General features: G+C 71.1%; 15 protein-coding genes. 6 read left to right on the top strand and 9 right to left on the bottom strand.

Annotation, left to right across the window (positions count from 1 at the left end; translation table 11 throughout):
- Positions 1 to 152: 152 nt before the first annotated feature.
- The 4 genes from ABT085_RS34775 to ABT085_RS34760 form a co-directional block, all read right to left on the bottom strand.
- The gene (locus tag ABT085_RS34775; protein WP_351617257.1) at positions 153 to 671 is read right to left on the bottom strand and encodes a SixA phosphatase family protein; all 519 of its coding nucleotides are present in this window, start codon (positions 669 to 671) and stop codon (positions 153 to 155) included.
- A gap of 109 nt (positions 672 to 780) precedes the next feature.
- On the bottom strand, positions 781 to 993 hold the full coding sequence (locus tag ABT085_RS34770) for a hypothetical protein (RefSeq protein WP_351617254.1): 213 nt from the start codon (positions 991 to 993) through the stop codon (positions 781 to 783).
- Between the two features lie 268 nt (positions 994 to 1,261).
- Positions 1,262 to 1,378 (bottom strand): SGM_5486 family transporter-associated protein, encoded by a 117-nt coding sequence (locus tag ABT085_RS34765; RefSeq protein WP_351617251.1) that lies wholly within the window; start codon positions 1,376 to 1,378, stop codon positions 1,262 to 1,264.
- Between the two features lie 47 nt (positions 1,379 to 1,425).
- Positions 1,426 to 2,892, bottom strand: a complete 1,467-nt coding sequence (locus ABT085_RS34760; protein WP_502982870.1) for a CynX/NimT family MFS transporter — start codon at positions 2,890 to 2,892, stop codon at positions 1,426 to 1,428.
- A 73-nt stretch (positions 2,893 to 2,965) separates the two neighbouring features.
- Here ABT085_RS34760 and ABT085_RS34755 point away from each other — a divergent pair, with 73 nt between their 5' ends.
- Complete coding sequence (locus ABT085_RS34755) at positions 2,966 to 3,655, top strand: FadR/GntR family transcriptional regulator (RefSeq protein ID WP_351617243.1); 690 nt, start codon at positions 2,966 to 2,968, stop codon at positions 3,653 to 3,655.
- On the opposite strand, the gene ABT085_RS34750 is transcribed toward ABT085_RS34755, so the two are convergent.
- From ABT085_RS34750 to fabG, 3 genes are all read right to left on the bottom strand, one after another.
- Positions 3,636 to 3,986 (bottom strand): hypothetical protein, encoded by a 351-nt coding sequence (locus ABT085_RS34750; protein WP_351617240.1) that lies wholly within the window; start codon positions 3,984 to 3,986, stop codon positions 3,636 to 3,638. The genes ABT085_RS34755 and ABT085_RS34750 overlap by 20 nt on opposite strands.
- 175 nt (positions 3,987 to 4,161) lie before the next feature.
- On the bottom strand, positions 4,162 to 4,929 hold the full coding sequence (fabI, locus tag ABT085_RS34745) for an enoyl-ACP reductase FabI (protein WP_351617237.1): 768 nt from the start codon (positions 4,927 to 4,929) through the stop codon (positions 4,162 to 4,164).
- A gap of 5 nt (positions 4,930 to 4,934) precedes the next feature.
- Positions 4,935 to 5,654 (bottom strand): 3-oxoacyl-[acyl-carrier-protein] reductase, encoded by a 720-nt coding sequence (gene fabG / locus ABT085_RS34740; protein ID WP_351617235.1) that lies wholly within the window; start codon positions 5,652 to 5,654, stop codon positions 4,935 to 4,937.
- Positions 5,655 to 5,967: 313 nt separating this feature from the next.
- Between fabG and ABT085_RS34735 the strand changes: the two genes are divergently transcribed.
- The 3 genes from ABT085_RS34735 (at position 5,968) to tyrS (ending at position 10,336) form a co-directional block, all read left to right on the top strand.
- Positions 5,968 to 7,524 carry a TldD/PmbA family protein gene (locus ABT085_RS34735; RefSeq protein WP_351617232.1) on the top strand — a complete coding sequence of 519 codons (1,557 nt, stop codon included), beginning with the start codon at positions 5,968 to 5,970 and terminating at the stop codon, positions 7,522 to 7,524.
- 82 nt (positions 7,525 to 7,606) lie between these two features.
- Entirely contained in the window at positions 7,607 to 9,001 is a 1,395-nt protein-coding gene (locus ABT085_RS34730; RefSeq protein WP_351617230.1) for a metallopeptidase TldD-related protein, read from the top strand.
- A 66-nt stretch (positions 9,002 to 9,067) separates the two neighbouring features.
- Positions 9,068 to 10,336, top strand: a complete 1,269-nt coding sequence (gene tyrS / locus ABT085_RS34725; protein ID WP_351617227.1) for a tyrosine--tRNA ligase — start codon at positions 9,068 to 9,070, stop codon at positions 10,334 to 10,336.
- Positions 10,337 to 10,459: 123 nt separating this feature from the next.
- Here the strand turns inward: tyrS and ABT085_RS34720 are convergent, their stop codons facing one another.
- Positions 10,460 to 10,738 (bottom strand): GlsB/YeaQ/YmgE family stress response membrane protein, encoded by a 279-nt coding sequence (locus ABT085_RS34720; RefSeq protein ID WP_351617224.1) that lies wholly within the window; start codon positions 10,736 to 10,738, stop codon positions 10,460 to 10,462.
- A 234-nt stretch (positions 10,739 to 10,972) separates the two neighbouring features.
- On the opposite strand from ABT085_RS34720, the gene ABT085_RS34715 reads away from it, so the two are divergent.
- Together ABT085_RS34715 and ABT085_RS34710 are read left to right on the top strand one after the other, a co-directional pair.
- On the top strand, positions 10,973 to 11,350 hold the full coding sequence (locus ABT085_RS34715) for a DUF3099 domain-containing protein (RefSeq protein ID WP_351617221.1): 378 nt from the start codon (positions 10,973 to 10,975) through the stop codon (positions 11,348 to 11,350).
- A gap of 187 nt (positions 11,351 to 11,537) precedes the next feature.
- Positions 11,538 to 11,756 (top strand): hypothetical protein, encoded by a 219-nt coding sequence (locus ABT085_RS34710; RefSeq protein ID WP_351617219.1) that lies wholly within the window; start codon positions 11,538 to 11,540, stop codon positions 11,754 to 11,756.
- Between the two features lie 112 nt (positions 11,757 to 11,868).
- Here ABT085_RS34710 and moaA read toward each other — a convergent pair whose 3' ends face one another.
- Entirely contained in the window at positions 11,869 to 12,858 is a 990-nt protein-coding gene (gene moaA / locus ABT085_RS34705; RefSeq protein WP_351617216.1) for a GTP 3',8-cyclase MoaA, read from the bottom strand.
- Between the last annotated feature and the right edge of the window lie 140 nt (positions 12,859 to 12,998).

The raw sequence follows: 12,998 nt of genomic DNA, 5'->3' as shown, positions 1-12,998 counted from the left end.
CCCACATCAACACAACACAACCCCCACTCTTCCCCAACCCCACGCTCTACCGACCCCGCCCGGCCGGGGGCGGTGACCACGGCGAGCGACGCGACGACGTGGGGTCCTCCACCGACCCGGTGCAGGACCCCTCGTGCGCGGCGGGTGAGCGCTCAGTCGCTCGGCGCCCAGTAGTCGACCAGAGTGGCCACGCCGGGCTCCAGGGTCTTCCAGGACCCCTCGAAGGTCAGCACGGCGAAGGCAGCGGCCGGGTAGCCCCGGGCGCTCATCCGCTGCCGGGCGTCGCCCTCGGCCGAACCGGCCAGGATGTCGGCGAGGTTCTGCACACCCGGGTTGTGACCGACCAGGAGCAGGTTGTGCACGTCGTCGGGCGTCTCGTTGAGCAGTGCGATCAGCTCTCCGGGCGAGGCATCGTAGATCCGCTCCTCGTAGGCGGTTTTCGGCCGGTGCGCGAACTCCGAGACGGCGATCTTCCAGGTCTCGCGGGTCCGGACCGCCGTGGAGCACAGGGCCAGGTCGAAGGCGATGCCGGAGTCGGCGAGCTTGAGTCCGGCGACCGCGGCGTCCGTGCGGCCCCGGTCGGCGAGCGGCCGCTCGTGATCGGTCACCTGGGGCCAGTCGGCTTTCGCATGCCGGAAGAGAACAATCCTGCGGAATTCAGCGACGCTCATGGAATCCAGCTTCGCATGAAACACGCCATGGGGCGCAGAGAGTTGACATGCGGCTTCACCGGCGGCTTTCCGTGCCGCGGCGGGGCCCGGCGGCCCTTCGGGCACTCTGTCAGTTGCGGGCCAGCAACTCCCGTACGCGCTCAAGGAGATGGGCGATCACCGGGTCTCCCGCGGTCGCCGCCTGGGCGTCCGACGGGTTCAGGATCAGCGCGAGCAGGGTGATGAAGGCCAGCGTCGGCAGGGCGAGCGCCCACCAGGGCAGCCGGATGTCGGCACGCCCGGTCGTCGCCGGGTGGGTCCGGGTGTGCATGGGGGCCGACATGGATGCCTCCGCTGGTCTCCGCGTGGTCCGTGGCCCGCCGGTCGCGGCCACATCTCGAAGTTACGGAGTCCAGGGCCCCCAACCCATCCGGTGGCCCACCCACTTGACCCTGACCCTTACCCCCTAGGGGACAGGGGGGCTGGCACCACCATGGACGCCCTGACCAGCCGCTCGGCGCGGGAGCCGGTGGGCGGCCGCGGAGCCGGGTCGCGGTGGATCGCGCCAGGTCGGACGGGCCGCGAGGGGCCCGGAAGGGGCGTCGAGGGCGTCAGGGCGAGGCGATCGTCGCGATGACGGCGATGACCACGAAGATGGCGAGGAACGAGCCGAAGACCATGAGCATCTTCTTCTGGCCGTTCGGCGGATTCGGTTCGAGCACGGGCATGGGGCAAGTCTCGCACCCTCCGCCGGCCGGGTGCCGCCGGGGTGCGGTCAGCGCGCCGCCTCGTCCTCCACCGTACGGTCGCGCCCGGCCAGCACGCCCACGGCCATCTGCGGGATCATCAGTGCCGCCATGAGCGCGATCGGCAGCCCCCAGCCGCCACTGTGCTGGTAGAGCACGCCCACCAGCAGCGGGCCGGGGATCGAGATCAGATAGCCGGTGCTCTGCGCGAAGGCCGACAGCTGGGCCACGCCCACGCCGGTCCTGGCCCGCATCCCGACCATCGTCAGGGCCAGCGGGAAGGCGCAGTTGGACACGCCGAGCAGCACGGCCCAGGCCCAGGCACCGCCGGCCGGGGCGAAGTACAGGCCGGCGTATCCGGCCAGGCCGCAGGCGCCGAGCGCCAGCACGATGGGGCCCTGGTGGGGCAGCCGGGTGGCCAGGCGCGGGATGACGAAGGCGAGCGGGACGCCCATCACCATCGTGACGGCCAGCAGCAGTCCGGCCGTGCTCGCGGGCACTCCGGAGTCCCGGAAGATCTGCGCCATCCAGCCCATGGTGATGTAGGCGGCCGTGGCCTGGAGGCCGAAGAAGACGGCGAGCGCCCAGGCGGTACGGCTGCGGGTGATCCGCAGCGCGGTCCGGTCCGGCTCCCCGGGCACGGACGCGGGTCCGGCCCCGGACTCGGGCGCCCGCCCGGACTCGGGCGCCCGCCCGGACGCCGGCGCAGGCACGGACCCGGACCCGGGCACCCGCTCGGCCAGGGCCACGCTCGGGGCAGTGGCACCCCGGTCCCGCACCAGCGGCAGCCACGGCAGTACGGCCGCCGCGGCCAGGCCCGCCCAGACGGCGAGCCCGGTCTGCCAACTGCCGCCGAGCGTCCTGGTCATGGGCACGGTCACGGCGGCGGCGGTGGAGGTGCCGAGGGCCAGCGCCATGGAGTACAGACCGGTCATGGAGCCGACCCGGTCCGGGAACCAGCGCTTGACGATGACTGGCATCAGGACGTTGCTGACCGCTATGCCCATGAGGGCGAGCGCGCTGGCCGCCACGAACCCGGCCGTGCTTCCCGTGTACGGCCGTACGAGCAGACCGGCGGTGATCGCCACCATGCCCGCGCAGACCACCGCGGCCGGCCCGAAGCGGCGGGCGAGCCGGGGCGCCATGACGCCGAAGACGGCGAAGCAGAGCGGCGGCACTGAGGTGAGCACTCCGGCGAGGCTGCCGCTCATCCCGAGCCCGTCCAGGACCTCCTCCAGGAGGGCGCCGAGGCTGGTGATGGCGGGGCGGAGGTTGAGCGCGGACAGCACGATGCCGACGGCGACCAGACGTGGCGCCCACGCGCGTACGGCCGTGCCGCCACCCGTACCGGTACCCGGGCTCGCGCCCCTGTCCGCAGCCCTGTCCGCGCTCGTGTCCGTGCGCGCGTCGGCGTCCGTGCCCTCGATCGGGCCCTCGATCGTGCTCGCGTTCGTGGACGCCACCGTCCCGGTTCCCTCGTTCACCATGGGGACCATCATAGAATCATGGGATGATTGGTTGTCCATCCCCGGGTGGCCCGCTCCCGCCCGCCGCGTGCGAAGGTGTGCCATGCCCCTGAGCCATCCCCGTCGCTCGGCCCTGTCCGAGCAGGTCATCGCCGAGCTGCGCAACCAGATCACCTCGGGCGAGTGGCCGGTCGGCTCCCGGATCCCGACCGAGCCCGAGCTGGTCGAGCAGCTCGGGGTCGCCCGCAACACGGTCCGCGAGGCCGTCCGGGCGCTCGCGCACAACGGTCTGCTGGACATCCGCCAGGGTTCCGGCACCTACGTCGTGGCGACCAGCGAGCTGGCGGGCGTGATGCACCGCCGCTTCTCCGGCGCCGATCCGCGGCACATCGCCGAGCTGCGCTCCGCGCTGGAGTCCGCGGCGGCCCGGCTGGCGGCCGAACGGCGTACCGAGAAGGACCTCAAGCAGCTCGACGCGCTGCTGGTGCGCCGCGAGGAGGCCTGGGCGTCGGGGGACGCGGAGGCGTTCGTGGCGGCCGACGCGACCTTCCATCTGGCGGTGGTGTCCGCGTCCCACAACGACGTCATGACCGCGATGCACGCGGACCTGGGCGAGGTGCTGCGCGACTGGCTGCGCGACGACGTCGGCGAGGAGCTGACGCCGGAGGGGTACATGCAGCACACCCGGCTGGTCGACGCGATCCGCTCGGGCGACGCGGACACGGCCGCCGCGGAGGCGGCCGGCTATCCGCGGCTGTGCCGGCCGGGGCGCTTCAGCGCTTCTGGTGACTGATCCACACCGACCGCACCTCCATCCAGCACCGGCCGGCCAGCCGTACGGTCATCGCGGGCCCGGTGTCGATGGCGGGACCGTCGACGTCGAGGTCCCACCAACGGTCGCACTCGACGTGCAGAGCGACGCGATCGATGTCGGCATAGGGGTTGTGGCAGTAGGCGACGACATGGGAGCCGTCGACGGTGATCCGGCACTCGGCCCCGAACGGCTGCCGCGGGGCCGGAGGATCCCCTGCCTTCACGCGCGGGTGCGGCATCGCCTCGTACGGCAGGGACAGCACAAGAGCGACGGCTGCGGTCACTGAGGCCAGGCTGTGGGACAGGCGCACAAGGGGGACCTCCTCGGCCGTGCTGGGGAGGGTCTCGCGTGGGGTACGCGTTACTCCATTGTGCGCAATCGTCACCCGCTCAGGCCTGGCCGAAGGGGCCGAACGGGTGACGCCCCGCCCCCCGCGCGCTGCGGGGAACGGGGCGTCGACGCCGTACGGGACGGGGCGGGAGAGATCAGGCGCCGATGGCGTGCAGACCGCCGTCCACGTGGACGATCTCGCCGGTGGTCTTCGGGAACCAGTCGCTCAGCAGGGCGACGACGCCCTTGCCGGCCGGCTCCGGGTCCGTCAGGTCCCACTCCAGCGGGGAGCGGTTGTCCCACACGGAGGCCAGGTCGCTGAAGCCCGGGATGGACTTGGCGGCCATGGAACCGAGCGGGCCCGCCGAGACGAGGTTGCAGCGGATGTTCTGCTTGCCCAGGTCGCGGGCGATGTAGCGGCTGGTCGCCTCCAGGGCGGCCTTGGCCGGGCCCATCCAGTCGTACTGCGGCCACGCGAAGGAGGCGTCGAAGGTGAGGCCGACGACGGAGCCGCCGTTCTGCATCAGCGGCAGACAGGCCATGGTCAGCGACTTCAGGGAGAACGCCGAGACGTGCATGGCCGTGGCGACCGACTCGAACGGCGTGTTCAGGAAGTTGCCGCCGAGCGCGTCCTGCGGCGCGAAGCCGATGGAGTGCACGACGCCGTCGAGGCCGCCGAGCTCCTCGCCGACCACGTCGGCCAGGCGCGCGAGGTGCTCGTCGTTGGTGACGTCCAGCTCGATGACCTTGGTGGGCTTCGGCAGCTTCTTGGCGATGCGCTCGGTCAGCGTGGGCCGCGGGAACGCGGTCAGGATGATCTCCGCGCCCTGCTCCTGAGCCAGCCGGGCCGTGTGGAAGGCGATGGACGCCTCCGTCAGCACACCGGTGATCAGGATGCGCTTGCCCTCGAGAATTCCGCTCATGGTGATCAGTGACCCATTCCCAGTCCGCCGTCAACGGGGATGACGGCTCCAGTGATGTACGAGGCGTCGTCCGAGGCGAGGAACCGCACCGTCGCGGCGATCTCCTCCGGCTGCGCGTACCGGCCGAGCGGGACCTGCGAGACGATGCCCGCGCGCTGCTCGTCGGTGAGCACCTTGGTCATGTCGGTGTCGACGAAACCGGGCGCGACGACGTTGAAGGTGATGTTGCGCGAGCCCAGCTCACGGGCGAGCGAGCGCGAGAAGCCGACCAGCGCGGCCTTGGAGGCGGCGTAGTTCGCCTGTCCGGCGGAGCCGAGCAGTCCGACCACCGACGAGATGAGGACGACCCGGCCCTTCTTGGCCCGCAGCATGCCGCGGTTGGCACGCTTGACCACGCGGAAGGTGCCGGTGAGGTTGGTGTCGACGACCGAGGTGAAGTCCTCCTCGGACATACGCATCAGAAGCTGGTCCTTGGTGACACCGGCGTTGGCGATCAGGACCTCCACCGGGCCGTGCGCGGCCTCGATCTCCTTGTAGGCCTGCTCCACCTGCTCGGTGTCGGTGATGTCGCACTTCACGGCCAGGCAGCCCAGCTCGGTCAGCGCAGCCGGCGGCTCGCCCGACCGGTACGTGATGGCGACCTTGTCGCCGGCATCGGCGAACGCGCGGGCGATGGCGAGGCCGATGCCCCGGTTTCCTCCGGTGACGAGAACCGAGCGGCTCAACGGATCACCCTTTCCGTAGGGGTTTGACACACCCGCCCGAAAACTGGACCACAGGCGGCTTCCCCGAAAACCTATCGGTAGGGGCCTGCCTGCAAGGAAGCGGGCACCGACAGTGGCACACCCCGAGTCATGTCGGGTTCCTACAGTGGATCGATCAAGCGGTCGGGCCTTCGGACCTGGCACGCAGGCGAGCCTCGGCCACCTTCGCCACCACGGCTGAGTCGGCGTCAGACGCGATGTTCGTGGGAAGGTACGGGAGTTGGTCCCGTACCCTCCCATCTGTTCTGCGAGAAGCCCGAAGGGATCCCCGTCCGTGCCCCATGAAATCGATCAGTCATTTCTGGCACTGCCCCTCAGGGCTCTCGCCGACGCCGCGCTGGCACGCGCGCGTGCGCTCGGCGCGCAGCACGCGGACTTCCGCTTCGAGCGGGTGCGCAGCGCGTCGTGGCGGCTGCGGGACGCGAAGCCGTCGGGGTCGTCCGACACCACGGACCTCGGATACGCGGTGCGGGTCGTGCACGGCGGCACGTGGGGGTTCGCGTCGGGCGTGGATCTGACGATGGACGCGGCGGCCAAGGTCGCCTCCCAGGCGGTGGCGATGGCCAAGCTGTCCGCCCAGGTGATCAGGGCGGCCGGGTCCGACGTGGGGGCACCTCCCACGCCTTTCGGGCAGTGGGGGATTGTCGAGCTCGCCGACGAGCCCGTGCACGCGGAGAAGACCTGGGTCTCGTCGTACGAGATCGATCCGTTCGGCGTGCCCGACGAGGAGAAGGCGGGGCTGCTGGCGCAGTGGAGCGGGCAGCTGCTGGCGGCGCGCGGCATCAACCATGTCGACGCCTCGCTGCTCACCGTGCACGAGAACAAGTTCTACGCGGACACCGCCGGGACCGTCACCACGCAGCAGCGGGTGCGGCTGCATCCGCAGCTGACAGCGGTGTCGGTGGACGAGTCGAGCGGCGAGTTCGACTCGATGCGGACCCTGGCGCCGCCCGTGGGCCGGGGCTGGGAGTATCTGACCGGCACGGGCTGGGACTGGGAGTCGGAGCTGGCGGAGCTGCCTGAGCTGCTGGCGGAGAAGATGCGGGCGCCGAGTGTCGAGCCGGGTCTGTACGACCTGGTCGTCGACCCGTCCAACCTGTGGCTGACGATCCACGAGTCCATCGGGCACGCGACCGAGCTGGACCGCGCGCTCGGCTACGAGGCCGCGTACGCCGGCACCTCCTTCGCCACCTTCGACCAGCTCGGCACGTTGCGGTACGGCTCGCCGCAGATGAACGTCACCGGTGACCGGACCGCCGAGCACGGTCTGGCGACCGTGGGGTACGACGACGAGGGCGTCGAGGCGCAGTCCTGGGACCTGGTGAAGGACGGCACCCTGGTCGGCTACCAGCTGGACCGGCGGACCGCCCGGCTGACCGGGTTCGAGCGGTCCAACGGGTGCGCGTTCGCCGACTCGCCGGGCCATGTGCCCGTGCAGCGCATGGCCAACGTGTCGCTGCGGCCCGATCCCGCGGGGATGTCCACGGAGGACCTCATCGGCGGTGTCGACCGGGGTGTCTACGTCGTCGGGGACCGGTCCTGGTCCATCGACATGCAGCGGTACAACTTCCAGTTCACCGGACAGCGCTTCTTCCGGATCGAGAACGGGCGGATCACCGGCCAGCTGCGGGAGGTCGCCTACCAGGCCACGACCACCGACTTCTGGGGGTCCATGGAGGCGGTCGGCGGCCCGCAGACGTATGTCCTCGGCGGCGCGTTCAACTGCGGGAAGGCCCAGCCGGGCCAGGTCGCGGCCGTCTCCCACGGCTGCCCGTCCGCCCTGTTCAGGGGCGTCAACATCCTCAACACCACGCAGGAGGCCGGCCGATGAGCGCCCGCATCCGGATCGGCCGGGGATCCGGGGGTTGTCCCCCGGGCAAGCACAGTCTCAACACCACGCAGGAGGCCGGCCGATGAGCGCCCGTTCGAGCAAGCCGCACGAGGTCGTCGAGCGGGCCCTGTCGCTGTCCCGGGCGGACGGGTGTGTCGTCATCGCCGACGAGCACTCCACCGCCAACCTGCGCTGGGCGGGCAACGCGCTCACCACGAACGGGGTCACGCGCGGGCGTACGCTCACGGTGATCGCGACGGTCGACGGCAAGGAGGGCACCGCCTCGGGTGTGGTGTCGCGGTCCGCGGTGACGGCGCAGGAGCTGGAGCCGCTGGTGCGGGCCGCCGAGGCCGCCGCGAGCGCCGCGGGACCGGCCGAGGACGCGCAGCCGCTGGTCACGGGCGTGTCGCAGTCCCCCGGCTTCACCGAGGCGCCGGTGGAGACCTCCTCCGCGGTGTTCGCGGACTTCGCCCCGGCGCTCGGGGAGTCGTTCGCCCGCGCGCGTGCGGGCGGACGTGAGCTGTACGGCTTCGCCAACCACGAACTGGTGTCGACCTATCTCGGTACGTCGACGGGGCTGCGCCTGCGGCACGACCAGCCCAACGGGACGCTGGAGGTCAACGCCAAGTCGCCGGACCGTACCCGTTCGGCCTGGGCCGGACGGTCGACCCGGGACTTCAAGGACGTGGACCCGGCCGCGCTGGACGCGGAGCTGGCCGTACGGCTGGGCTGGGCGGAGCGCCGGGTGGGGCTGCCCGCGGGCCGCTACGAGACGCTGCTGCCGCCGACCGCGGTCGCCGACCTGCTGATCTACCAGATGTGGTCGGCGTCGGGGCGGGACGCGACCGAGGGGCGCACGGTGTTCTCCAAGCCGGGCGGCGGCACCCGCCTGGGCGATCGGCTGTCGGAACTGCCGCTGACCCTGCGCAGCGACCCGGACGAGCCCGGTCTGGAGACCGCGCCCTTCGTGATCGCGCACTCCTCGCAGGGCGATCAGTCGGTGTTCGACAACGGCCTGCCGGTCCGGGCGACCGAATGGGTCGGGGCGGGTGAGCTGAAGAACCTCACGACCACCCGCCACAGTGCCGGTCTGACCGGGCTGCCGGTGGCACCGGCGATCGACAACCTGATCCTGGACGGGGGCACGGACCGCTCGCTGGAGGAGATGGTCGCGGACACCGGGCGGGGGCTGCTGCTGACCTGTCTCTGGTACATCCGCGAGGTGGACCCGGCGACGCTGCTGCTCACGGGGCTGACCCGGGACGGCGTCTACCTGGTGGAGAACGGCGAGGTGACCGGCGAGGTCAACAACTTCCGGTTCAACGAGTCGCCGGTCGACCTGCTGGGGCGGGCCACGGAGGCGGGGCGCACCGAAAAGACGCTGCCGCGCGAGTGGAGCGACTGGTTCACCAGGGCGGCGATGCCCGCGCTGCGGGTGCCGGACTTCAATATGAGCTCTGTCAGCCAGGGCGTATAACCTCGTAGCCACGGTCGTCGCCCGACGCCCGGAAAACGTCAGAACGTCCAAGGAGATGCGAGAACCGTGACGGACATCGTCGACGAGCTGAAGTGGCGGGGCCTGTTCGCCCTGTCCACCGACGAAGAGGCTTTGCGCAAGGCGCTCGCGGACGGTCCCGTCACGTTCTATTGCGGCTTCGACCCGACCGCGGCGAGCCTGCACGTCGGCCACCTGGTGCAGGTCCTCACCATGCGCCGGCTCCAGCAGGCGGGTCTGCGCCCGCTGGCCCTGGTCGGCGGCGCGACGGGCCAGATCGGCGACCCCCGGCCGACGGCCGAGCGCACGCTGAACGACCCGGAGACGGTCGCGAACTGGGTGACCCGGCTGCGCTCGCAGATCGAGCCGTTCCTGTCCTTCGAGGGCGAGAACGCCGCGGTCATGGTGAACAACCTCGACTGGACGGCGGGGCTGTCGGCCATCGAGTTCCTGCGGGACATCGGCAAGCACTTCCGCGTCAACAAGATGCTGACCAAGGACTCGGTGGCCCGGCGCCTGGAGTCCGAGGAGGGCATCAGCTACACGGAGTTCAGCTACCAGCTGCTCCAGGGCATGGACTTCCTGGAGCTGTACCGGCGCTACGGCTGCACCTTGCAGCAGGGCGGCAGCGACCAGTGGGGCAACCTCACCGCCGGTCTCGATCTGATCCACCGCCTGGAGCCGCACGCCCAGGTGCACGCGCTGGCGACGCCGCTGATGGTCAAGGCGGACGGCACCAAGTTCGGCAAGACCGAGGGCGGCGCCATCTGGCTCGACCCCGAGATGACGACGCCGTACGCGTTCTACCAGTTCTGGCTGAACGTGGACGACCGGGACATCTCGACGTACATGCGGATCCTGTCCTTCCGCTCTCGTGCGGAGCTGGAGGAGCTGGAGCAGCAGACAGCTGAGCGTCCGCAGGCGCGCGCCGCCCAGCGTGCGCTGGCCGAGGAGCTGACGACCCTGGTGCACGGCGCCGACCAGACGGCCGCCGTGATCGCCGCGTCCAGGGCCCTGTTCGGACAGGGCGAGCTGACGGACCTGGACGCCCGGACGCTGGCCGCGGCCCTGTCCGAGGTGCCGCACATCAAGGTCGGCGCGCTCGCGCCGGTGGTCGACCTGTTCGCCGAGGTCGGGCTGGTGGCCAGCAAGTCGGCCGCCCGTCGCACGGTCAAGGAGGGCGGCGCCTACGTGAACAACGTCAAGGTCGGCGCCGAGGACGCGGTGCCCGCCCCCGAGGACCTGCTGCACGGGCGCTGGCTGGTGCTGCGCCGCGGCAAGAAGAACCTGGCGGCCGTCGAGGTCGAGGCCGGCTGAGCCGGACGGACCGGTGGTCCCGGCCGGCCGTGCCGGACCGAGCGAGAGGGGTGGCTTCCCGTGCGGGAGGCCACCCCTTCGCCGTGCGCGCCCCGCGATCGGCTTCGCGGGCGGGGCCGCGCCTCAGACCCGTTGCTTTCTGCTGCCCCGCAGGGACATGTACGCCATGTCGCCGAGGGCGACGATGATGATCGCGGCCACCAGCTGGAACAGATGCCGGGTCCAGTCGATGCCGGGGGTCTGGGCGACCCCGAGTCCGCGGGCGATCGCGTTGCCCGCGACGGCCCCGAGGATGCCGAAGATGGTGGTCAGCCACAGGGGGCTGTGCTGCTTGCCCGGGATGACCGCCTTGGCGATCAGGCCCAGCACGAACCCCACGATGATGGCCCACAGCCAGCCCATGACTGCCTCCTCCTGCAACTTGACGTGAGCAGTACGGTCAGTGTCCGCCCGCCCCCCGTACGGCGCATGTCGGGTCGGGTCGTACAGGTGTCGGCGCAGGTGGTTCGCCCGGACGGGATGCGCCCCGGTCTCGAAGGCGGCGCAGCCGCGGCGTAACGTGGAGGCTGTTCGGACGCGGTTTCCCGGCCGGGCGGCGGCCTGGGAGAGTCCGATGCGGGCGGATGGTGGAATGTGATGCGGAAGCTGCGCGGTGGGGGCGACGTCGAGGTCTTCCGGATCACCGGAGCGCGCCAGAGCCTCCATGAGGATGTGCGCGGCCGGCAGCGCCGGTACGTCATCTCGATGACCATCCGCACCCTGTCGGTGATCCTCGCGGCGACCCTGTGGGGCGTGGAACGGCACGTCGCGATCGTGGCGCTGGTCCTGGGCGCCGTTCTGCCCTATATCGCGGTGGTCGTCGCCAACGCCGGGCGCGAGAACGCGCCGTCGCTGCCGACGACGTTCGTGACCTTGCCGACGCCGCCGATGATCGAGCCGCCGTCGGCGCGGGAGGAGTCCGCGGAATCCGTCCCGGAGGACGCGGCGGGCGATCGTACTGAGCGTCAGCCGTGAGCACGCTGTGCGCCAAGCTCAAGAAAAGCTCAGATCTATCCTGCTGTTCCGGCTCCCGACGGCCGGTTACCCGTGACATACTTCGTACGCGCTCCGCATCCCCCGTCGGAGCGACAGACCGACGCCGGGCAGCTCCCCCCGTGGCTGCTCGGCGTCGCCTTGTGTGCGCACCTGTGAGATGAAATCCGTGAGTGACGAGACCCCTGTCTGTTCCGCGAAGGGCTGCCGCGCCGACGCCGTGTGGGTCCTCGCGTGGAACAACCCGAAGATCCACACCCCGGAGCGGCGCAAGACCTGGCTCGCGTGCGACGAACACCGTGAGCATCTGTCCCAGTTCCTGGGGGTACGGGGTCTACTCAAGGACGTGGTGAAGTTCGCGGAGTGGACCGCGCCCGAGGGCGCCTGACCTTCCGCCCAGCGCTGTCGCCCAGCCCTTCCGGCGGACCGTGATGCCGCGATGCCGGGTCTTCCGGCCCCGGGCCTTCCGGTCCGGGGTCTTACGAACCCGGGTGTTCCGGTCAGCCGCCGATCGCGGACATCGGGCGCTCGGGCTGGAGGAACGAGGGGTCGTCCAGACCGGATCCGGCCTTCTTTCCCCACATCGCCAGCCGCCAGATCCGGGCGATCTCCTCGTCGGGGGCGCCGCCCCGCAGCGCGGCGCGCAGATCCGTCTCCTCGGTGGCGAACAGACAGGTGCGGATCTGGCCGTCGGCGGTGAGCCGGGTGCGGTCGCAGGCCGCGCAGAACGGCCGGGTGACGGAGGCGATGACGCCGACGCGGTGCGGTCCGCCGTCGACGATCCAGCGTTCGGCCGGGGCCGAGCCGCGCTCCTGGGAACCTTCGGCGGTCAGCTCGAAGCGGGTGCGCAGCGAGGCGAGGATGTCGCTCGCGGTCACCATGCCCTCGCGCTTCCAGCCGTGCTGGGCGTCCAGGGGCATCTGCTCGATGAAGCGCAGTTCGTAGGCGTGTTCCATCGCCCAGGCGAGCAGGTCCGGGGCCTCGTCGTCGTTCAGGCCCGGTATCAGTACGGCGTTGATCTTGACGGGGAGCAGGCCGGCCTCGGCGGCGGCGGCCAGGCCCGCGACGATGTCGTGGTGGCGGTCGCGGCGGGTCAGGGTCTTGAAGACGTCGGGGCGCAGGGTGTCCAGCGAGACGTTCACCCGGTCCAGGCCCGCGGTCTTCAGGGCCTCGGCGGTACGGCGCAGGCCGATGCCGTTGGTGGTGAGGGACATCCGGGGTCGGGGGGCGAGGGCCGCGACCCGCTCGACGATGCCGACCAGTCCGGGACGCAGCAGGGGCTCGCCGCCGGTGAAACGGACCTCCTCGATGCCGAGCGAGGTGACCGCGACGTCGATCAGGCGGACGATCTCGTCGTCGGTGAGCAGGTCGGGCTTGGACAGCCACTGCAGGCCCTCCTCGGGCATGCAGTAGGCGCAGCGCAGATTGCACCGGTCGGTGAGCGAGACTCTCAGGTCGGTGGCCACTCGGCCGTAGGTGTCGATGAGCACGTGGGCCCCCTCCCTCGTCGCAGATCGAACGAATTCCGTCACCTTGAGCCTACGTGACGTCGCCGACAACAACCGTCGCCCCGGTCCGACGGAGCCCGAAGAGGCCGCGCCGAGGACCCGTGGGACCGCATGGCGCGGCC

This window comes from Streptomyces sp. NPDC002265 (genome assembly GCF_040296125.1).
GTDB lineage: Bacteria > Actinomycetota > Actinomycetes > Streptomycetales > Streptomycetaceae > Streptomyces.
The sequence above is the reverse complement of the archived record's forward strand: the minus strand, read 5'-3'. Positions and strand labels throughout refer to the sequence as shown.

Coding starts and splice junctions, on each gene's coding strand:
- ABT085_RS34775 (WP_351617257.1), bottom strand. CDS start 671: ATGAGCGTCGCTGAATTCCGCAGGATTGTTCTCTTCCGGCATGCGAAA.
- ABT085_RS34770 (WP_351617254.1), bottom strand. CDS start 993: ATGTCGGCCCCCATGCACACCCGGACCCACCCGGCGACGACCGGGCGT.
- ABT085_RS34765 (WP_351617251.1), bottom strand. CDS start 1,378: ATGCCCGTGCTCGAACCGAATCCGCCGAACGGCCAGAAGAAGATGCTC.
- ABT085_RS34760 (WP_502982870.1), bottom strand. CDS start 2,892: ATGGTCCCCATGGTGAACGAGGGAACCGGGACGGTGGCGTCCACGAAC.
- ABT085_RS34755 (WP_351617243.1), top strand. CDS start 2,966: ATGCCCCTGAGCCATCCCCGTCGCTCGGCCCTGTCCGAGCAGGTCATC.
- fabI (WP_351617237.1), bottom strand. CDS start 4,929: ATGAGCGGAATTCTCGAGGGCAAGCGCATCCTGATCACCGGTGTGCTG.
- ABT085_RS34730 (WP_351617230.1), top strand. CDS start 7,607: ATGAGCGCCCGTTCGAGCAAGCCGCACGAGGTCGTCGAGCGGGCCCTG.
- ABT085_RS34720 (WP_351617224.1), bottom strand. CDS start 10,738: ATGGGCTGGCTGTGGGCCATCATCGTGGGGTTCGTGCTGGGCCTGATC.
- ABT085_RS34715 (WP_351617221.1), top strand. CDS start 10,973: ATGCGGAAGCTGCGCGGTGGGGGCGACGTCGAGGTCTTCCGGATCACC.